The organism is Sphingobacterium sp. UBA1498, assembly GCF_002325125.1.
Lineage (GTDB): Bacteria > Bacteroidota > Bacteroidia > Sphingobacteriales > Sphingobacteriaceae > Sphingobacterium.
Genome location: NZ_DCRG01000001.1, coordinates 149696 through 171411, shown reverse-complemented (window position 1 = coordinate 171411; position 21716 = coordinate 149696). Strand labels below are relative to the sequence as shown.

Sequence of the window (21716 nt, the reverse complement as noted above, 5' to 3'; positions counted from 1 at the left end):
ATGTTGAAATTTTTTAAAGAATTATTAAATGCAGCGAAGCTTGGCGTAAATGAGCCCAAAGAAGAACTCAGTTTGAAAGCTGGAGAGGAACAAAAGGCTGACAGCACATTGATCGATAGCAACATAATCTTGGGTATTCCTTATGAAGAACAGTTTGGTAACGCACTTGGAGCCGCATTTAGGGTGATTGTTTTTGGAGACTGGTTTACCGTATCCGGAAGTAACGGCGATGACGGGAGCTATCCTCTTCACTTATATCAATTTGGAAATTATCCAAAAATTGATCAATACAAAAATGATTTTATCAGACTGTTAAAAAGTGACTTTGCTATCGAAGATACGGAAAGTTGTCTCGATAGTTTGAGTTCATATTTTAATTTGCTTGGCATAGAAAAGAGAGGAACCGCATTGGAGGAAAAAAATGGTCAAATTGATACAGATGTTTGGAACATTTCCAAAGTAGGGGTAGATGCTTTTGCTATTGCTATAATAAGTTATATTACTACATCTGCAACCGACGCTGGGTACCTTTCAAAACCTGTGGCTTCAAATATTCTAAAGAATTTGTCGCACTATGCGAAAAAGCATTTTGGTGATTGGTTTTTATTTGCCGATTATTTTTTAGAAGGAGAGAACCATGTAGGTTTAACTAGCAAAATCAGGAAATCTTATTTGAAAAGATACATCGGATATTTGAGGGAAAAGAAAGGAAGTCCCTGGAATAATATAGCATGGCGTGCAGGAAGCCCGTCTGGAATACTAACACATTTGACTTGGAGATTCCAGCTGAAAAAATATCTTCATATCGAAGAATTTGAAAATGAAGTTAACGCGTATCAAAAAGGTACAGTTGAAAAATGGAATCATTGGATCCCGAATCAAATTGTCGTTGACAAAGCACAAATTGAGGTCTGCTATCGTGTATGGATACGGAGTATGAACGATTTAGAAGAAAATGAATATTTATTGGACAATGAGATAGAGGCCTTTTCTGAAGATAAGAATCACGCTGGATTTTACCAGGTAGAATTGTGCGCAAAATTAAAGTCTTCAAATAGCCGATATTTTACGGCGTTGGATTTGCTTTATCAATTGGAGCAACAAATCGCTCAGAAAGAACTCCGAGACCATGTCTTTTTTGAAGGATTGGATGTAATTGAAAAAGATGAAGAGGGAATTCCGATGTTCTATCTGAGTTGTGGAAGTTAAAACACTAACTGATTCGGCGAATGTACGAATCAGTCAGCTTTATCTACGCAAAGATTCGGTCGATGGTCCTACTCAATGTTACCCTTATATTTGATTGCATCATTGACATAGAGCACTGATTTCTTGGCATCGTATCGATAGCTATCCTTTTGGTAAATGTCATTATCAACTTTATCTAGGAGAATGTTATTTTTACTGGCTTCAGGTAAAAATAATTCTGCCTTTGACTTATCTTCGCTTAGCACAACGAAGGCACTTATAACGGCTTTTCCTTTTTCTACATCAACCGGATTTAAGCGAAAGCCAATAGTAAAGACCTGGATACAGCCCTGCTTGATCTCACTCCATGTTTGTCCTGCCGATACAAGACAGCCGTGCTCATCCTTGCTGCCGCCGATTGATGGCGTTTCTCCTTTCACGCTGTCAGTCGCTGAATGTGTGGTTTCATTGTCCCTTTGAGCATTGTTACAAGCGGCTAAAGTAACAAGGCCGGCTACTATACATGCTAATTTTCTCATATGAATCAGGTTTTAAATTTCATGATGTTCATACAATAAATATACCACAGTGTTTCATCCTTAATAGATATATTGATGAGACTTCAGACCCTATTATAGATGAACTATACAGCTCAGTTATTTTCTTATTTTACATGCAGAAAGCTGCCTACTAGTTAGATTAATCAATTATAGGTGGGGGGTGTTAAAGCTTTACCGTTCATGATGCATATAACGTTCCAACCTTCGTATGCGCTGTTTATTCTTACCATCGACACGGGATGCAACTGCCCATATAGCTGCGGGAATCCAGCCCAGTATGGTCATCTGCAGAATCAAACAGAGGATACCGCTTAGGATCTTTCCGCGCAAAAAGAATGATAACCAAGGAAGTAAAACTGCTATTAATATCATAAATAATCGGTGAATTATAGAATAAAATACAAATCAGCGTATTGATTTATAAAAGTCGAAAATAATATCGACTAAAGCAAATTGCGTTACTTTTTTACTCTGTTTAAATGCATTAATAGGCAATGCGTAAAGGTTACGTTTTGTCAGAAAAAGTAAATGTTAAGAAAACTTAAAATATACTATTTGATCATTAAATTTTAAAATTTTAGCTTGGAGTGGCACCAATGTTGATATCTTCCTATCGTATAGCGTAGGTGCAGTTAACATAGAATAAATGACGGAAAACATGAGTAGTATTATTGAAAATTTAAACAACAAATATAGTGGATACCTGGAAGATGAAGGAAAATGGCTCAATGAAGGGTTTCAAAATATTTTTATCGATGGCGTGCCGAGTAAAGAAAATCTGAAAACATCAGTTTACCTCATGTTGCCACAAGAGATAAGAGAATACGTCGATCAATTGTTACCGAAAGACTGATTGTAAGTCCCCGACGACTTCAGATAATAGGCGATATGGCCCTATTTCATTTGCAAATAACTACAAATTTATTTTAGTTTGAAGATCTTTACGACGTATTAAAATCGTAACTCAAAAAAATAATTTGATTGATAATTCCCATGAGGCCATTTCACTTTCTATTCCAAGCTACATCTTGTCTGATTTTTTTATCTGGTATCCTGTATTCCTGTCAACCGAAAAACGGGGATAGGGTGATACTTGAAAAAATGGATAAAACATTCAATGTGTCCAGATTTTATGAACCCAAAATAAAGAGGAGTGAGGAATTGTTGCATGCAGATGTTAAAAATATGGATAAAAAAAGGCTAAAGGAAATCTTTGAAACTGCTATATTTAAAAAGGATACCCTGGCTATTTTCAATTCGGAAGGCAGTCTACCGACCGCATTTTACCTGGAATCTACCGGTGGTTGGGGGACAAGAAAGTTAAAGCCAGTCAAAAATTTTGGATATCGTTATACCACTGTTTCTTACAATGAAGAAAAAGATACCATAGCGCTCTTTAACGGAGTCTCATTTCCTTCCCTAACGATGGCGGAAGATCAAGGTGGTAAATTTGCTTATCTAAATGCGATGAAGAGCTCAAAAAATAGCGATGATTTTGATAAAATTCATCGCTATTTACAAAAAAACTATAGAGCACTAAAGCTTCAGAATGATGTCGGCGGCAGTATAGAAGGTTGGGAAAGCGAAGATTTTTATTATTTTTTACTAAAAAAAAATAGACGGGAAGAACAGATTTTCTCATTCGGGGAAGATGAAGACAATAAACCTGCAATCACTGAAATTGTCGATATCCGTTTGGAGATTTACGGTAAAATGTATATCCAAACGATGAGAAAAGAACACGTTTATCTACCAGATTATATCCCTCATGGCAATGAATAGACGTACAAATGGTTAGACACTCAGTCTTGATAAATCCACTAGCTTTAAATCTATCATCATTTCTCGATTCGCCAAAGAATAGGAACAGTAAAGAATAACAAAAGCAGATAAAGGAAATCAATACCCATAATAAAAAAATAATGATATAACTTTTGTTTTCGACATTTTTTATATATTTGTCGAACAATGACAGGTCAACAGGAAAATATTAGAGAAGAAATTATCTTATCTTCCATGAAAGTGTTTGAAACATATGGATTTGCAAGAGTCTCTATGCAGGATATTTCAAAAGCTTGTGGAAAGGGGCGGAGCACTTTGTATTATTATTTTACCAGTAAAATGGACGTGTTCGATGCAATTGCGGAGTACCTGTGTCAACAAGTATTTCAAGTTGCGAGTCAAACATATCATAGAGATGCTACATTGGAAGATAACCTAGTTGGTTTTTTACAGGCAAAATTGCGCCAAATCAACTTAATCACTAAGCGTTTTCATCTCGCATTTGAAGACATGAAGTCAGATCCAGCTTTGATGGTTTCAAAAACGCGTTACATGTTGGATGACGAAATCAAGCTGATCCGTGAAATGATTGAATTGGCCATTAAGAAAGAGGAGATTCAGCCACTTGGCGAAAATGACATCTTATTCTTATCGGAAATGTTAGTGACCACATCGCGTTGTTTTGAGCAGGAAGTTTTACTCTTTGATCGTTTTCCAGATTTTGAAGCCCGACTTTCTTGGCTAACAAGTATCTGTGTCAAGGGGCTTCGCTAATAGTTTTACAATAAGGAAAATTTTTTGGATAGTGAGGAATATACCTGCTGTTTTTTTGTTTTCTGATTCGACATTAATACAAAATATGTCTATATTAATTTTTAAACTCTTTTAATAAAAAACATATATGGGGAAAAGTACTGTGGCATTAAATGCAAAAGTGGGCAAGTCGGTAAAGCGTGTTGCATCAGAAAGGTGCATTTTGATTATGGTGGAGGGAGAGCAAGCCGGCCGTACTGAGATTATGGGACTGTTGGATCCAGATATAGATTGTTATTTATTAATCAACAGTGATGTAGAGCGGTTGGATGGGCTTGCTCTTGCGCTGGAAAATGAAAATAAAAAAGTTCGACTAGCCCGGGACATTGAAGAACTAAAGCAGATGCACTTTTTGAGCCATCACCTACAACAAATTGCCGTTAAAATTTTGAAATAATCTAAATATGTATAAAGTAGTTTATTCGTTGTCTCGCAAGCTAAAATGGAGAGCCAGCGAGATTTATCATTTTCTCTATCAGAGTTTCCCCGAGATAAAAAATATTGATCTCATGTTGGATGACCAACAATTTCTGCTTGTCCTTCGGATGAGTAGCCGACTAGAATTCTCTATTCTGAATATATGTCAGCAGCAAGGTTTGACAATGCAATTTGTACAAGTAGAGGATACTGATTAGTGCATCTGGTTTATAACACTTCGTATATTTAAAGTGCTTTTTAACCCAGTATGTGATGAGCCATAAAGAAACTGCAATTTGAGCCTTCGAATAATGCTAATTTAAAAGTTACTATTTACTTTTACTGTAATTCCTTCAAAACATTTTTCACATCCAGTGGTTATTTTTATCGCGTGGATGGATTTAGGAGCTATGGGGATTTTAGGCATTTATTCAAAAATAATATAACGATTTTATCAAGTATGAGTACATTTTCAATTAAAGCGTTTGGCACAAGCGCACCAGCTGCCGAGCTGCAACAGATGGCTATTGAACGGCGTGAAGTCACTGGAAAAGATGTCGAGATTGATATCTTATTTTGTGGTGTTTGTCATTCTGACTTACATACAGCGCGAAACGAGTGGGGTGGGACTGTTTATCCAAATGTACCCGGCCATGAAATTGTAGGACGAATTACTAAAGTTGGGGATGCTGTAACCAAGTTTAAAGTCGGCGATTTAGCCGGCGTAGGTTGTATGGTAGATAGTTGTCGTGAATGTGAAAGTTGCAAAGAAGGGCTGGAACAATATTGTGAAAATGGAAATATCCAAACATACAATGGACACGATAAACATCTCAACAAACAGACGTTTGGTGGTTATTCCGAACGCATAGTGGTGGATGAGGGTTTTGTGCTTCATATCCCTGCAAATTTGGACCTCGCAGCAACAGCTCCTTTATTGTGTGCCGGAATTACTACCTATTCCCCGTTGAGACATTGGAATGTCGGACCAGGACAAAAAGTTGGTATAGTTGGTATTGGTGGTTTGGGACATATGGGTGTCAAAATAGCCAAAGCAATGGGCGCTCAAGTGGTTGTGATTACAACTTCTGTTTCGAAAGTCGACGATGCCAAACGGTTAGGTGCTGATGAAGTCATCTTATCAACCGATGCAGAACAAATGAAAGAGCATGCGGGAACATTACATTTCATTTTAGACTGCGTTTCGGCACAGCATGACATCAATGCCTATTTAAGTTTATTGAAGCGGGACGGTTCACTGACCCTTGTCGGTGCTCCAGAACATCCATTACCCGTCGCTCCGTTTAGTCTGATTCCAACGCGTAAAAGTTTTTCAGGCTCGATGATCGGTGGAATTGCAGAAACGCAGGAGATGCTTGATTTTTGCGGTAAGCACAATATTACATCCGATATCGAGCTAATTAAAATGCAGGATATCAATCATGCCTACGACAGGTTACTGAAAAGTGATGTTAAATATAGGTTTGTTATCGATATGGCAAGTTTGAAAAACTAATCCAATATAATTTTTAACCCTGAACCATCAGGCATCATATCTATTACTCTTGATGGTTTAGTTTGTATAGCATTAATGATGACTAATTGCTGCACTGACCATTTGTGCCGAAGAGTTGTTAGCTAAGATTAGGGAATGGAAAATTCGTCATTTTATGGAAAAAATTAAAGTTACTATATTTTGGTTTCGCCGGGACTTACGCTTAGATGATAATAGCGGTCTTGCTCGCGCGTTGACGATTGGAATCCCTGTATTGCCCATATTCATATTTGATGAGGAAATTTTGGAGCAATTGGAAGATAAAGGGGACCGTAGGCTTCATTACATTCATCAAGCGCTAACGCATATCAATGCTGTACTGCAAGAAAGTGGTGCCTCGTTAAATACATTTTATGGTAAACCTATCAATATTTTTAAAGACCTAGCTGAAAAATTTGACATCCAGGGAGTTTATTGTAATCGAGATTATGAGCCGAAGGCAATTCGTAGGGACAAGGAAATTTTCGAATATTGCAAATCGATTGAAATTCCTTTCAAAGCTATAAAAGATCAGGTAATTTTTGATAAGGGAGACATTTTAAAGAATGATGGAACGCCATATACGGTTTATACACCGTATGCAAAAAAATGGCGGGAGAAATTGAGCCCCGACGATTATCGTTCCTATACTTATGGAACGGAATTTTTCTTTCAGCAAAAACAGCAGCAAATCATTCCGTTAAAACAGATGGGTTTCTTAGAAACAGACCTCATTTTTGAAGAACCGCATCTGGATGCGAGTATCATAGACCATTACGATGAAACACGCGATTATCCAGCTTTAACGGGTACCACCAAATTGGGGATAGCACTTCGTTTTGGAACCATCAGTGTTCGTAAATGTGTTGCATTTGCGTTAAAACATAATGCAACATGGTTATCTGAGTTGATCTGGCGTGAATTTTTTATGCAGATACTTTATCACTATCCCCATGTCGTTACCGAATCCTTTAGAAAGCAATACGACACTATACCATGGCGGAATGATGAAGAGGAATTTCTGCAATGGTGCAAGGGAGAGACCGGATATCCCATGGTCGATGCAGGCATGCGACAATTGAATACTTCAGGCTATATGCACAATCGTGTACGAATGGTCGTGGCAAGTTTTCTTTGCAAGCATTTATTGGTCGACTGGAGGTGGGGGGAGGCTTACTTCGCTCAAAAGCTAAATGATTATGACCTGTCTGCCAACAATGGCAACTGGCAGTGGGCCGCTGGGAGTGGCTGTGATGCCGCACCTTATTTTCGGGTTTTCAATCCGGCTCTGCAAGCGGAAAAGTTTGATAAAAATCAGGAATATATAAAAAAGTGGGTACCGGAATTAGGTACTGCAGATTATTGCCAGCCTATGGTAGATCACCAAATGGCTCGCGATCGAGCAATAAAAACCTATTCGACGGCTTTGAAATAAAAATGCCAATGTCTGCCTAGAACGTCAGGTTTTACTAACTGGCAAACAGGGATAGACATTGGCTATTTGTGAATTTACTAATCTAAGAATTCATCGACAAAAGCGTCGAACACCTGTGGATTTTCGGCTTGAACCCAGTGACCTGCATTAGGTATTGTTTTAAACTCAGCACTTGGAAATTGTTCCTTGATCTTTGCCTTATCTTCCGGTAATATATATCTTGATTTCTCGCCCGCTAAAAATAAAGTGGGGCCGCTATATATCCCTGATTTTACCCCTACTGTTATAAATTCAGTATATTTATTTTTTAAAACATCCAAGTTAAAGCGCCAATCTAATTTTCGATCTGCTCTGATATATACATTTTTTAATAAAAATTGGATAACACCGGGGTCGCTTAAATAGTGCTCAATCTTATCTTGTACATCCTTTCTAGTTTCTAACGTCGTGATAGCTACAGCAGACAATGCATCGAAGATATCTTCATGATGTGGAGGATAAGCTTTGGGAGCTATATCAGCGATAATCAGTTTTTCAATTTTTTCTGGATGGTCGATAGCAAATTGCATGGCCACTTTTCCACCCAAAGAGTGCCCCAGAAGTACTATTTTATCTGCTCCGATGGAGCCTATATAAGTAAGAAGGTCGTCTACCATCACTTCTATTGACATTTCGTCACTGTGAAAGCTACGACCATGGTTACGTAGATCGAGTAAATGTACCTGTCTTTTCTTGCCGAAACTACGGCCAAAGGATCCCCAGTTATCTGCCATTCCGAATAGACCGTGCAGCACAATTAATGGCGTTCCACCATTATTTGCACCATATATTTTACTGTGTTGTAGTTCTTTCAATGTCATGATAGCTCCAATTTCAGATTTTCATTTGTATGCGATGAGTATATGTAGCGAAGTTAGCTTTTGTTGCTGAATTTTTGAACCAAATTATGTAAAACATTTATCCCTTTAGAAATTCATTCCATGTTATTATCATTGCCACTTTTCGACAGATTTCGCAGGGCATTACTGGCTATATATTCTTTGCCGCTCCACTAAGCAAAAGGTTGATTGTTTACAATGGGAATAAAATTTTTATTAAAAGTGATTTTCATCACTTTTTTCTTGAAAAGTAAAATCTATCTTTACTACAGTAGCACTTACAAGGATATTATTGAACTTGCTATTAATAAATTTAGCCATAAAAAATATATTATTTGGGGGTTTTCTCTTACGAGAGGCCCCTAATCTTTTTTACCATCGCTCAGGTTACGTGGAGTGTTTATACACTTTTTCATAGGCTAAATTCTTGGTTAAAAAAAATGCCCCATTTTAGTCGCTTTCAATAAATTATTCAAAATGGTTGAAGAATATCTAGCTATTGAAAACTAAAAAATTGCATTTTCTGCAGTTAATATAATAGGGGAGCCATCAGTAATCAGAATCGTGTGTTCATGCTGAGCCATGAAACCGCCCTTATCGCCAACCATAGTCCAGCCGTCACTGAGTTCAGTGGCGTAAGTTGATGCTGTTGAGATAAAGGTTTCAATAGCAACCACAGTGTTTTTACGAAACCTGCGTTGGTCGAAGCGATTTTTATAATTCAGCAATTCATCAGGCTCTTCGTGCAGACTTTTTCCTACACCATGTCCACCAAGATTTTTGATAACTTTATACCCCCTTTTTTTAGCTTCAGTTTCAATAAGATGCCCAATGTCTGCTATTTTTACGCCGCCACGGATGTTATTGATTGCTTTTAGAAGAATTTCTTTGGACGCTTTTACCAATTTTTCATGTTGATGTATATCTTTTCCGATAACAAAGGAACATCCATTATCAGCCCAATAGCCATCGAGCTCTGCAGATACATCAATATTGATCAAATCACCCTCTTGCAGTATCCTTTCTGCATGCGGTATTCCGTGACAAAATTCGTTGTTTACACTAATACAGGTATAGCCAGGAAATCCATACGTAAGTGCTGGAGCAGAATTTGCACCCATGCTTTGTAATATTTCGGCTCCATATTCGTCAAGCTCTTTCGTAGACATTCCCACTTGAGCATATTCTATCATGGATTTTAACGTCTTTGCAACAGCATTGCTAGCTTTTTGCATGCCTGTTAATTCGGTTTCATTCGTTATGGACATCGCTAATATTTATTGTGAACATGTAAGATCTGTTCCCAGAACATGTGGTTCTATTGGAATATAAACCGATATAAAATTCTTAATTGAATTCGATTAAAACAGCGATTTAATTCCTATTCAAAGCAAATATACGACATTTTAACAACTAAGGTTACGGAGGACGGATGGTAAAGCATATTTAAGAATGTCAACAGTTTGATCCCTGAAATTTAATGTTTAGACATTTGATTTTTTATGTATCTTTACATAACTTTAATGAGTTGCTATAGATCATTTAAATTGGAAAAAATGGCTTTGTTAGATAATCTGGAGTGGCGCTATGCCACAAAAAAATACGATCCTTCGAAAAAGGTCGCTCAACAAGATGTAGACAAGATTTTGGAAGCTGCACGAATGGCACCCAGTTCCTCGGGTCTTCAGCAGTTTCGTGTAATCGTGATTAAAAATCAGGAATTAAAAGAAAAAATAGTACCCATAGCCTGGGGGCAACAGATTGTTGCTGATAGTTCGCATTTGCTGGTATTTGCAGGATGGGATAAATATACTGACGAGCGAATTGACAGCACTTTTGACCAAATGAATGCATCACGTGGTTTACCACTTGATACAACAGATGAATATAAGAATAACTTAAAAGCACAATTGGCGACTTTTACCGAAGAGCAGCAGGCTGCGCATGCGGCAAAACAAGCCTATATTGCTTTTGGGTTGGCAATTGCGCAAGCAGCAGAACTAGGTATTGATGCAACACCAATGGAAGGTTTTTCAAATGTGGAGTTAGATCAATTGCTAGGATTGGACAAACTTGGGTTGAAGAGCGCGACCATGCTCCCTTTGGGATATCGTATGGAAGGGGAAGACTGGTTGTTGAAATTGAAAAAGTTTAGACTTCCAAAAGAAGAGTTTTTGATCGAACTTACCTAGGCAGTCGCTTTAGCATACTGAAAAGCGTTTCAAATAATTTTTGAAACGCTTTTTTTTCGCTCTTAATGCTATTGAAATTGATGAGCAATGCGATTGAGTATCGTGCAGACATTTTTAGGTTTACTATTGTCCAACGGCTAAAATAATTCTATTTTTCCAACGTAATTGCCTTTACAGCGAATGCGAAGTGATTATAGATAGAAGATAAACTTGCATTCAAAAGTGTTTAGAAGAAAAGGGCGCATATTTGTTGAAACGTTTATCTTTTTGCTTCTATATTTTCCAATAATTCGATGGCATCGTAAAGAACACCTGCTTCACCTCTAAAAGTTCCTGAACCCTCTGGTTTGTTATCCTTTGTGTACCATTCATAAAAACCTTTATTTTTGATAACACGGGCAAGCATCGGCTGTATTTGCGTATAAGCTTCCTGTTGAAAGCCATTTTTAACGAGCTGCTGAATCATACGACCACCAAACCAGGTCGAGTCCCCACCATTTTGATAACCGTAAGGATACATGCCTTTGTTCTTAAACGAGCCTGCCGGATAAGTCGGGTACACAGTAAGTCCAATTGTTGCTGCACCAGCGTCCTTTACATTTTTAATCATTTTATCCAATGAAACTTTTATTTGCTCTTTGCTGAGCAAATTAGCCTCAATAGCAATTGCTGTTCCACCATGATAATAGATTTGATTTTCATCAAAATCAGCCGCAAAAGGAGAGCCTTTGATATAAATATGGGGAATAAACTTTTGGTTCTTTTCATCCCAAAGGTGTTTCATGGTATTACTTGCTATAGACGCTCTGATTTTTCCCCACTTTTCTTTTTTCTCAGGGAAAAGATCCATGTAATTGTCAAGCGCGATCAAAAACATTGCATTGTCGTAGATGTCCAAAGCAATATGCGAATTTTCATCGAGGTGGACACCCCAATCGTGTTCAGGTTGAACGTCACCCCAATCGACCGTAGTTGCTCCCCAAAGTAAACCATAAGTAGCATTATAACGTTTGCCCAATAAAAATTGTAAAGCATGCTCCATGCAATCCTTTACAGTCGAATTTCCAATTTTTCCATCGAGAAAAGCCTTATCTTTCGTTGCAGCGATATATTTATGTACCGCTTGGATTAAAGAAGACTCCTGGTCCGTTTCAACTGTATTTTTGTGTGCTGCATAATCAGGAGCTAAGGGACTAGTGATGGTATAATAGTCCGATACGCCATTTTTTAAGCTGGATTTTTTGACAAAACCATCGGCAATATTACCATCAGGACCTTGTAGCTTAAAAAACAAAGCTAATTGATCTTTGATCTGTTCATGGGGATGTACTTTTGTTGCTAAGGTGATAAATGTATTGTAATCTCTAATCCACACCTCACTGTATCCATCCCCCGCATTGAATCCACTTTTAATGACGTTCGTAGCCATATCTTTTACAAGATTGAAACTGCTGTCTTTTTGGATGCTGTCCTGTAAATTGTTTGTCGAAACTTTACCGCCAGCATTTTGGCAGGACAGTAATAGGAGAGACGAAGATAATGCAAAAAATATAGTTCCCATTGTGCTGTTAGTTTATAGTAAATGGTTTGATTAACATTTGGATTCTTTGACAAAAGATTGGATAACCTTTGCCTTATCGTTTCCTAAATTACGCAATGTATAGGATCCAGCAGCAGCAGGAACAGCAAAAGTCTCTGCATAATGAAAGACTTTCTTCATGCCATTTGCTGTCTTCAGCTCAATTGCCTCCCCCTCCACAAGCATCATGATGTGACACTGTCCTTGTGTTTCAATTGCAACATCCTCATCGAATTCGTATCTAAAAACATCGTAGAAATGATCTTCATGCGTTGGCAAATGTATTCTTGTTGCTTGCGCATCAAGGGCTACTTCAGTGGGCTGAGCGAGTAGTGTGTTTTTTACGACATCACCTTTTCGGCTAAAATTGAGGTTGGCGAATGCTCTATCAATATTTAATGGGCGTGGTTTCCCATCTAAATCCGGACGCAACCAGTCGTACATTTTAAAGGTATAATTGTAAGGTGTTGCACTGATTTCGAGTACGAGATTATTCACGCCGGAAGAATGTACGGTACCGTGTGGTATCAAATACAATTGGTGTTTCTTGGATTCGAATTTTTGAACGTATTGCTCGATATCTATGGCTGTTCCAGTATGGAAGCTCTCTTCTAAAGCTGAGCGAAATTTGTCTGCATCAATGGATTGCTGAAAGCCCAGATACACTTGTGCGTCCTCTTTTCTATCAACGATATAGTATGATTCGTCCTGTGTAAAGTTTTCTCCAAATTCTGTTTTTGCATAGGCTGGACTAGGGTGACATTGAATGGATAGGTTGCCGCCATTAAAGGTATCCAGAAAATTGAAGCGTATTGGGAATTCAACATCGAAACGTTGCTGTGCATGCCCCAGTACGTTGGCACTTTCTTGAAACATCAATTGATCAAATGAAATTTCGAGTGTATGTCCATCTGCTTCGAGCAAAATGCCATTCTCAGGGACAATCATTTCGAAGGACCACGCATAGTTTTTGACATGCTGATCTATGCCTGAAAGGTGCTCTTTCATCCACTGTCCACCCCATACGCCGGGTTCAAAAGTTGGTCGTACGCGGAAGTAATTTTGGGACATGGCTCGCAACGTATCGCGTAGATCTTTCCGTGTGATCCATGGTAAGCTATGGGACGATTGTTGATCGGCAAGAATTTCGACACGGGAAAGGATGGACCTTTTATGTCTATTCAATATTTCCCAGTCGACAAAATAGTAACGCTTGTAGGTTTCCTTTTGATTGGTCTGTGTTGAACAACCTAAATTTAAAGCTTCTCCCGCACGCATACGTTGAATTAGCACGTTTTTGGGCAGATCAATAAACATCAGCTGACTAGACGTATCGACTAACGATGCTCCAGGGCCATAAAAGATGGTATACTCAGCTTGTCTTGATTCGGAGTTTGCTCGTATGTTTTGAAGGTCCGCAAGCTTTTGGGTGTCAAAGCATTCAATGAGTTGAATCCTGGCTTTTTTTCCAAATAATGGATCGTCGCCACCGAGGTATGGTCCGACAAGCTCCTGGATCGCTGATTCGGCTTTTAAAGCTGAATCCATGGCAATAAATCGTGGGGCTAGGCCCTGTTTTTCAAGTTCTTGCTTCAGGTTGGGGATAATTGTATCCCAGTCAACACCTACAAAACCATCAATGCTATGTATATTATGTGTAATGAGATGTGCAACAAGATTCGGGTAGGAATTTGATAATGTTCCTTGAACCGGAAACGTCGGTGTGATTTCGTACTGAAAAGTTTTGGTTTGCGTATTGGAATACATTTTGATGTAAATTTTTATTGCCAATGAATAATGCTAGAGCAAATAGCTTTTGCTTACTTGTTTGTCGATTTTTTGTAGTGTTTATCAATCCAGAATTTTTCAATCTCCTCCAAAGGTTTGCCCTTTGTTTCCGGAAGGAATACAAGTACGACAAGGAATGCGATGGCACAGAAAAGTGCAAACAACCAGAACGTATAGCAGGCGCCCCAGGAAGCGAGAAGAATAGGCGTTAGTTGCCCCACGGTCGCATCGGAAATCCACATCACCATAATACTGATACCCATGGCACGAGCCCGGATGGCATTAGGGAAGATTTCGGCTGCGACGACAAATTTTAGTGGGCCAATGGAAAAAGCAAAGAAAAATAAGAACGAAAGTATAGCGATAATCAATGCGATATTATTGACTTGACCTTGATTAAAAAGATATCCAGTAACCAGCAAACTCAGGGTAGCCCCTACCGTTCCCAAAAGATATAAGGGACGTCTACCCCAATTGTCAACCTTCCAGATGGCAAAGAAAGTAAATAACATATTGGCGGCTCCAAAGAATAATTGAGCATGATAGGAATTATTTAATGAAATACCAGATTCAAGCAATATGCTCGGACCATAGTAGACAATTGCGTTTATGCCACTCAGCTGTGAAAATAAAGGAAGGAATAAGCCCAATAGGAAGGCCTTGCGATAAATAGGAGAGAACAGATCACGTAGATTTCCCTTCGAGGAAACGTTGCCGAACTCTTGTATATCCGATAGTCCTAATGCGTCACTGATTGCTGCAACTTCCGTGTTCCGCCCATTTTTAGATAGCCAACGTGGACTTTCAGGAATAAAGTAAACTCCGATGCATAACAATAAAGCCGGTACTGCACCAACTAAAAACATAGTTCGCCAGAGTTCATTTTGCTGTGCAGAGCTATATTCGAGAATCAAATAATTGCTGATATACGCAAAAAGGATACCGAATGTAATAGCGAGTTGGTAACAGGTGACTGATCTTCCTCTAAATTTACTTGGCGATATTTCCGCGAGATACAAGGGGACAACAATTGATGCTATTCCAACACCCAAGCCCCCAATGATTCTACTTGCAATTAATATGCTATAAGAAGGACTGAATCCACAGCCAATTGCTGAGCATAAAAAGAGCAGGGCAGCAGTAACAAACGCTGGTTTTCGGCCGTATTTATCTGTTAATGGTCCTGTGAAAAATACACCAAAAATACAGCCTAGCAAGGCTGAACTGACAAAAACGCCCTCTTGAGCGGGAGATAGTCCGAAAAATTGCTTTACTAATGGCAATGCACCTGCAATTACAGCCATATCGAAACCGAAAAGGAGTCCTCCAAGTGAAACGATACATAAAATGATGATAAATCTCTTTGACATCTGCTGTTTATATTAATATGTATATACATACAAACATATATCTATTTTTTTAATTATTCAAAAAATCTTATTTTAGTACAAGCAATCCAACTGATGAATTTAAAAATAGATCATAAAAGCCCTGTTCCGCTGCATATACAAGCAGAGAATCTGTTACGCGAATTAATCAAGCAGCCTGAATATATAGAGGGTAAGTTATTGCCCAACGAAATTGAATTAGCAAAAAGATTGGCAATTTCCCGTTCTACTTTGCGTTTGGCGATCAATAAACTAGTCTACGAGGAGTTGCTCATTAGAAAGAAGGGAATAGGCACGAAGGTGGCTAGTTCCAAATTTAGTTCCAAATCCAAGAATTGGCTGAGTTTCTCACAAGAGATGAAAAACCGAGGAATTGAGGTAAAGAATTTTGAGCTTCACGTCAGCTGGGTTGTTCCGGACAAAGCAGTCTCGAAGTTTTTTAATGTAGATGAGGGCCAAAAGCTATTAAAACTAGAACGTCTGAGAGGAAAGAAAGATGACCCATTTGTTTATTTTATATCTTACTTCCATCCGCGTATAGGTTTAAACGGCGATGAAGATTTTAAGAGACCTTTATATGAGATCTTAGAAGCAGATTATCATGTCATTGCAGATCTTTCTCAGGAAGAGCTGGATGCGATGGCCGCGAATAAATTTATAGCTGATAAATTGGAGATTAATATCGGTGATCCTATTCTGTCCCGCAAGCGCTTTGTATTTGACCAATCTGGGAAGCCTATTGAATATAATTTGGGGTTCTACCGCGCGGAAAGTTTTACCTATACTGTCGAAAGCAGAAGAGATTATTAGGAAATTCACTCATCCTTTTTGAATGGATCAATTGGATGAGTGAATAGCTAATTTATTTATTCTTTTAATGATTCTTTTCCAGGGTAGTTTCAGCCCAGCTTTCTAGGAGAGTTATTGCTTTACTCAGCACGCCTGCTGAACCTTTGAATTTTCCTGATCCACTGGGTACGTTATTTTGACCATACCATTCGTAAAATCCTTTGTTTTTCACAACCCGATCGATCATCGGTTGGAGTTCGGTATAGGCTTCCTGATAAAAGCCATTTAAAACGAGTTGCTGGATCATCCGTCCGCCAAACCAGGTCCAATCACCACCATTTTGGTATTGGTAAGGCTGAGCCATTCCGCCGATGAAAAATCCAACTGGATAGGTTGGGTATAAGGTCAATCCAATACTCGGCATGCCAGATAACCGCACGTTTTCAAGCATTTGTTTGTTGACTGTTTTTATTTCTGAAGGTGTCAGTAGCTCCGCTTCTATAGCGATGGCGGTGCCGCCATGATAATGGATCGTATTTTCATCAAATGCTTTAGGAATAGGTGATGTCTTAGGGTATATGTGCGGAATGAATTTTTGTTTTTTCTTATCCCATAAATAACGTCTACTGTTCGTTTCGAGACTCTTTTTTAATCCTTTCCATTCCGCCACCTTGGGAGAGTTGGGCTGGATTTCAATTAAGGTCTGCAATGCAATAATAAACATCGCGTTGTCATAAATATCGATTGCCTCATTGGAAAGTTGGTCATTCCAATCACAACCAAAGCTGTCGTTGGGCTGTACATCTCCCCAATCTGCTGTCATCGCACCCCAAAGTAGCTGATACTTTTGGTTGAACCGTTCCTTTTTCAGATAATCCAACATAAGTTGGATACGGTCTTTTACAGAAATTCCACCGATAGACTCCTCCAAGATACTGTAATCCTTTGATTTTATTATGTATTTACCCAACAATTGGATGAGTGACGTTTCCTGGTCGGTTTCTACCGTGTTTTTAAAACCCACATGATCAGGAGCGTTTTTTGAATAATAGGGTGTATCATCATACCAGGTAAAGTCTTTCTTTAGTACATAGCCGTCTACCATTTCGCCATTAGGCTGTTGCATCTTAAAAAATACTAAAATAGCCCCTTTAATGTCCGTTTGGGACCGCTCTTCCAATGCGGTTTCGATGAATGTATTGAGATCTCTGGCCCAAATTTGTGAGTAGCCACTTCCCGCATTGAAACCTTCTTTGATGACCTCTCGGGCAAGGCCGTCCACATATTTTAGGTTTTGATCCGCTAGAATGCTTTTTGCTAACTTAAGTTGCGCGATACGGTCGGGTTTTGTTTGTTGTGCTGATAGTTGGGTTCCGAGTAACAGAAGTATTAGACTAAAAAATGTGGTGTTTTTTTTCATTGTGGTTGTATTGTAATTAATTAGGATTGACAAGTGTACCTGTCAATCATTGGTATTTATTTCAACGTTAATTTGTATTTATTTCAGGCTTGTGATCGAAGATCAGCCGTTCGATGTGTATTTTTTTTGAATTTATTTACTGGTTATATTTTAATATGTATGTACAATCAAAGTTATGGAAAAATGTCAGTATATAGACTTTAACAGTGTTTTATTTGATTAGTATTTAAAATTTTACAAATTTAGGCGTTGCGATGTAATCTGTTAAGTCGTTAAATTAGGTAAGAAAATCTAACTCATGTTTATACATACTGTATTTTTTTGTAAGTTTGCTGTAGAACCTAATTGAGAACAATGGTAAAGCGTATCATTTATTATTTTTGTAGTTTATTTGTGAGTACGGCGGCTGTTTTCGCACAGCAGAAAACAGATTTGACCGTTTTTGTAAAACCTAATATTGGATCCGTCCATAGTCGATATTTCTTTTATACACCAGCAGCCGTACCTTTTGGAATGGCTAAGCTCGCTCCGAGCACAAATGGAAGCTATGGGAACAAGTCGGGCTGGGAGGCCGTGGGTTATGACGATAGGCATACTTCAATAGAAGGCTTTGCTAATTTTCACGAATTTCAGGTAGGCGGAGTGGTATTTGCACCATCCGTTGGAAAATTGAAGACAATGCCCGGTCAACTTGATCGTCCACAAAGCGGTTATCGTTCCGATTTTGACAAGAAGGATGAATTTGCCACTTCTGGCTATTACCGTGTCAAGCTAAAAGATTATAATATAATTGCTGAGCTTACGGCAACGAAGCGTGTCGGTTTTCACCGCTATACTTTTCCAAAAACGGAAGAAGCCAACCTTATTTTCGATATTGGCCATGTGATGGGGGAAAGTGGGCCAGTCGTGGATGCTGAGGTCAATTGCGACAAACAACTCGTGTGGGGCTATGTAGTCACCAATCCTGTATACGTACAAAAATATCAGCAGGGGGCTACGGTCAAAATGTTTTTCTTTGCGGAGATCAATAAACAACCGAAGTCTTTTGGGACATTTAGAGATTCTATAACTTTTGACCAACATACGCGCATAAAAGGAAAAGGAGCTGGAGTATATCTGAAGTTTGGCACTGAAGCAGGCGAATCAATATACATCAAGACGGGTTTATCTTATACTTCTGTAGAAAACGCACAACTGAATTTGCTTAAAGAGGCGAAGGATATGTCGTTTGATGCTGCAAAGAATAATGCCTTGCAAACCTGGAATAGTGAACTGGGAAGAATTTTGGTGGAAGGGGGAAAAGCAGACGACCGCATTAAATTTTATACCGGATTGTATCATGCTTTACTTGGCCGTGGGCTTGCAAGCGATGTAAATGGTGCATATCCCAAAAATGACGGCTCGGTGGGGCAGATTGCCCTAAATAAGCAAGGGCAACCGATTCATCATCATTATAATACCGATGCTATCTGGGGCGCATTTTGGAATTTGACACAGTTGTGGTCTATTGCGTATCCAGACTATTACAACGACTGGATTCAGAGTCAATTGTTGGTCTATCGCGATGCAGGTTGGTTAGGAGACGGTATTGCCAACAGTAAATACGTTTCGGGTGTAGGAACTAATTTTACGGGTTTGGCAATTGCAGCGGCCTATAATGTGGGTATTCGTGACTATGATGTGAATCTTGCTTATACTGCGGTGCGCAAAAATGAATTGGAAGCGAAGGACCGTCTGCCAGGAGCAGGTAAGTTAGATGTCGGAGTCTTTGTCCGTAAAGGCTATTCGCCCTATATTGAAGACAATAGTGTGAGTCCGGAATTAATGACTAGCGGCTCTCCGTTTGGCGCCTCCCACACATTGGAATATGCTTTTTCAGCCGGAGCCGCTTCACAATTTGCAAAATCATTGGGGCACCAAAAAGATTATGTTAAATTTCAGGAATTATCTGACGGGTGGCGTACGCTTTACGATGCCACAACGAAGTTTATGCGCCCAAAGGATAGTGTAGGGAAATTTATATCAAACTTTAATCCTTATGCATCATGGCGTGGATTTCAGGAAGGAAATGCTTGGCAATATACGTTTTACGTTCCCCATGTTCCACAAGAATTGGTTAAGTTGGTAGGAAAGGATTTATTCAACCGACGATTAGATAGTATCTTTACGGTGTCACAGAAGAACGTTTTTGGAGGTGGCACCCATATTGATGCTTTTGCTGGAATTGAAAGTCTCTATAATCATGGTAATCAACCGAACCTGCATATCTCTTGGCTGTTCTATTTTTCTGGTAGACCTGACCTAAGTCAGAAATGGGTTCGGGAAATTTGCAATGAATTTTATGGTACGGATGCCCTACACGGCTATGGCTATGGACAGGATGAAGACCAAGGCCAGCTCGGAGCTTGGTATGTCTTATCCAGTATAGGGCTATTTGATGTACGGAGCTTAACCACCGAACAGCCAGCGTTTCAGATTGGCGCACCTCTGTTCGATCGGGTAACGATACAATTACCGGAGAAATTGCGAAAAAATAAATTTATAATTCAGGTGACTAAAGAGCAGCCCAATAATTATATTGTGGATCAGGTTCGGTGGAATAATCGCCCGTGGAAAGGTTGGCAACTTCCTTTTGAACGTCTGATGGAAGGTGGGATTTTAGAGCTCAAGTTGAAAGGTAACTAAATTTAAACAATAAAAAAATAGCCCCATTCGGGGCTATTTTCAGGTAGGTTGGTTTGTTGATTGCCTACGCGATTTCGGCAATAAAATTCCCATCTTGATCCAAATCTGCCTTATGAGCTGCAATTTGTTGAAGATTAATATGACCGATTACATATTTGAAATCTGATGCGTAATATCGTTCTGTGATTTCACTGAAGTTTAACTTTTCAATCAGTGCATCGTCAGCATATCTCAAATAGACTTTGATTAAATAATCTTGGCTATAACTTAATGTGCTGGATTCTAAGTGTTTTTTATATTCATAACGGTATCCATAACGAAGGGCTGCAATATCTGACAATACTGCAGAACCAGTTGGATGACCACCCGCCCCTTTACCGTAGAAAAACTGTTCGTCTGCAAATGCCGCTTTAACCAATACACCGTTGTTTTCATTTTCCACATTATAGAGCATGCTGTCTTTACCTATCAGACGTGGTAATACATAAAGTACAACCTTGTCGCCGTCAATCTCTTTTGCAGTCGGTATCAATTTGATCTTGAAATTTTTCTCTTTTGCAAAACGAATATCTTGTTGCCCGAGTTTGTCTATACCAATATTAAAGACATCGTCTGGTTTGACATAGATCCCATACGCGTGTGAAGCAACAATACATACTTTAAATTTGGGGTCAAATCCACCTACATCCAAGGTTGGATCTGTTTCTGCAAATCCGAGTTCCTGTGCTTTCTTCAAAGCATCTGCATAGTGCTGGTTTTCATTGAAAACTTTAGATAGAATATAGTTGGAAGATCCATTAAAAATGCCACTAACAGAGTGGAGTAGTTCATTATCATAATACTCTTCTAAATTCCGGATAATGGGAATACTTCCGCAAACAGCACCTTCATACAATAAGCTTGTGCCATATTCATGCTGGATATCGACCAGTTCCTCCAAATGGCTCGCAATCATTTTTTTATTGGCTGAAACCACATTTTTTCCCGATTTCAGTGCGCGAACAGTTAGTTGGTAAGCTGCTTCGGCATCATCAATCAGTTCGACAACAGTATTAATTTCTGGATCACCTAAAATTGCCTCCGCGTCAGTAGAAAACAGCTCCGCTGGTAGCGAGCGTTTTTTATTACCGTTTTTAATGACGAACTTCTTGATTTCCAGATTAAGATTTTTGGTTTTGATAATATCATAAAGACCTTGGCCTACAACACCAAATCCAAACATCCCTATTGTTAATTTATTGCTCATATCTCTTCTTATATTCTCTTAT

20 protein-coding genes are annotated in these 21716 nt (G+C 38.8%); 11 read left to right on the top strand and 9 right to left on the bottom strand.

Going from position 1 to position 21716, the window contains the following annotated elements; translation table 11 throughout:
* Window positions 1-1209, top strand: a complete 1209-nt coding sequence (locus tag B3139_RS00700; RefSeq protein WP_293879253.1) for a DUF1266 domain-containing protein — start codon at window positions 1-3, stop codon at window positions 1207-1209.
* Between the two features lie 68 nt (window positions 1210-1277).
* Here B3139_RS00700 and B3139_RS00695 read toward each other — a convergent pair whose 3' ends face one another.
* Both B3139_RS00695 and B3139_RS00690 read right to left on the bottom strand, forming a co-directional pair.
* Window positions 1278-1727 (bottom strand): hypothetical protein, encoded by a 450-nt coding sequence (locus tag B3139_RS00695; protein WP_293879251.1) that lies wholly within the window; start codon window positions 1725-1727, stop codon window positions 1278-1280.
* Window positions 1728-1919: 192 nt separating this feature from the next.
* The gene (locus tag B3139_RS00690; RefSeq protein WP_293879249.1) at window positions 1920-2120 is read right to left on the bottom strand and encodes a YqaE/Pmp3 family membrane protein; all 201 of its coding nucleotides are present in this window, start codon (window positions 2118-2120) and stop codon (window positions 1920-1922) included.
* Window positions 2121-2406: 286 nt separating this feature from the next.
* On the opposite strand from B3139_RS00690, the gene B3139_RS00685 reads away from it, so the two are divergent.
* The 7 genes from B3139_RS00685 (at window position 2407) to B3139_RS00655 (ending at window position 7729) form a co-directional block, all read left to right on the top strand.
* Window positions 2407-2601, top strand: coding sequence for a hypothetical protein (locus B3139_RS00685; protein WP_293879247.1), 195 nt, complete (start codon window positions 2407-2409; stop codon window positions 2599-2601).
* Between the two features lie 248 nt (window positions 2602-2849).
* On the top strand, window positions 2850-3530 hold the full coding sequence (locus tag B3139_RS00680) for a hypothetical protein (protein WP_293879245.1): 681 nt from the start codon (window positions 2850-2852) through the stop codon (window positions 3528-3530).
* A 186-nt stretch (window positions 3531-3716) separates the two neighbouring features.
* Window positions 3717-4304: a TetR/AcrR family transcriptional regulator gene (locus tag B3139_RS00675; protein ID WP_293879243.1), complete on the top strand. Its 588-nt coding sequence runs from the start codon at window positions 3717-3719 to the stop codon at window positions 4302-4304.
* Between the two features lie 127 nt (window positions 4305-4431).
* Window positions 4432-4740 (top strand): hypothetical protein, encoded by a 309-nt coding sequence (locus tag B3139_RS00670; RefSeq protein ID WP_293879241.1) that lies wholly within the window; start codon window positions 4432-4434, stop codon window positions 4738-4740.
* 7 nt (window positions 4741-4747) lie between these two features.
* A complete protein-coding gene (locus B3139_RS00665; protein WP_293879239.1) occupies window positions 4748-4978 on the top strand; it encodes a hypothetical protein in 231 nt (76 codons plus the stop codon).
* 242 nt (window positions 4979-5220) lie between these two features.
* On the top strand, window positions 5221-6276 hold the full coding sequence (locus B3139_RS00660; RefSeq protein ID WP_209574381.1) for an NAD(P)-dependent alcohol dehydrogenase: 1056 nt from the start codon (window positions 5221-5223) through the stop codon (window positions 6274-6276).
* Window positions 6277-6430: 154 nt separating this feature from the next.
* A complete protein-coding gene (locus tag B3139_RS00655) occupies window positions 6431-7729 on the top strand; it encodes a cryptochrome/photolyase family protein (protein ID WP_293879236.1) in 1299 nt (432 codons plus the stop codon).
* Window positions 7730-7806: 77 nt separating this feature from the next.
* Here the strand turns inward: B3139_RS00655 and B3139_RS00650 are convergent, their stop codons facing one another.
* A complete protein-coding gene (locus tag B3139_RS00650) occupies window positions 7807-8589 on the bottom strand; it encodes an alpha/beta fold hydrolase (protein WP_293879234.1) in 783 nt (260 codons plus the stop codon).
* A gap of 524 nt (window positions 8590-9113) precedes the next feature.
* Window positions 9114-9875, bottom strand: coding sequence for a type I methionyl aminopeptidase (map, locus tag B3139_RS00645; RefSeq protein WP_293879232.1), 762 nt, complete (start codon window positions 9873-9875; stop codon window positions 9114-9116).
* A 288-nt stretch (window positions 9876-10163) separates the two neighbouring features.
* On the opposite strand from map, the gene B3139_RS00640 reads away from it, so the two are divergent.
* On the top strand, window positions 10164-10799 hold the full coding sequence (locus B3139_RS00640; protein ID WP_293879230.1) for a nitroreductase family protein: 636 nt from the start codon (window positions 10164-10166) through the stop codon (window positions 10797-10799).
* Between the two features lie 259 nt (window positions 10800-11058).
* Here the strand turns inward: B3139_RS00640 and B3139_RS00635 are convergent, their stop codons facing one another.
* Genes B3139_RS00635 through B3139_RS00625 form a run of 3 tightly spaced genes read right to left on the bottom strand, consistent with a single transcriptional unit; the run spans window position 11059 to window position 15536 of the window.
* Complete coding sequence (locus B3139_RS00635) at window positions 11059-12360, bottom strand: hypothetical protein (RefSeq protein ID WP_293879228.1); 1302 nt, start codon at window positions 12358-12360, stop codon at window positions 11059-11061.
* A gap of 30 nt (window positions 12361-12390) precedes the next feature.
* Entirely contained in the window at window positions 12391-14145 is a 1755-nt protein-coding gene (locus B3139_RS00630) for a class I mannose-6-phosphate isomerase (RefSeq protein ID WP_293879226.1), read from the bottom strand.
* Between the two features lie 53 nt (window positions 14146-14198).
* Window positions 14199-15536, bottom strand: coding sequence for a sugar porter family MFS transporter (locus B3139_RS00625; RefSeq protein WP_293879224.1), 1338 nt, complete (start codon window positions 15534-15536; stop codon window positions 14199-14201).
* A gap of 93 nt (window positions 15537-15629) precedes the next feature.
* Between B3139_RS00625 and B3139_RS00620 the strand changes: the two genes are divergently transcribed.
* On the top strand, window positions 15630-16364 hold the full coding sequence (locus B3139_RS00620) for a GntR family transcriptional regulator (RefSeq protein WP_293879222.1): 735 nt from the start codon (window positions 15630-15632) through the stop codon (window positions 16362-16364).
* A gap of 64 nt (window positions 16365-16428) precedes the next feature.
* Here B3139_RS00620 and B3139_RS00615 read toward each other — a convergent pair whose 3' ends face one another.
* Complete coding sequence (locus B3139_RS00615; RefSeq protein WP_293879220.1) at window positions 16429-17763, bottom strand: hypothetical protein; 1335 nt, start codon at window positions 17761-17763, stop codon at window positions 16429-16431.
* Window positions 17764-18117: 354 nt separating this feature from the next.
* Between B3139_RS00615 and B3139_RS00610 the strand changes: the two genes are divergently transcribed.
* On the top strand, window positions 18118-20448 hold the full coding sequence (locus B3139_RS00610; protein ID WP_293879218.1) for a GH92 family glycosyl hydrolase: 2331 nt from the start codon (window positions 18118-18120) through the stop codon (window positions 20446-20448).
* 64 nt (window positions 20449-20512) lie between these two features.
* Here B3139_RS00610 and B3139_RS00605 read toward each other — a convergent pair whose 3' ends face one another.
* Complete coding sequence (locus B3139_RS00605) at window positions 20513-21694, bottom strand: homoserine dehydrogenase (RefSeq protein ID WP_209574370.1); 1182 nt, start codon at window positions 21692-21694, stop codon at window positions 20513-20515.
* Between the last annotated feature and the right edge of the window lie 22 nt (window positions 21695-21716).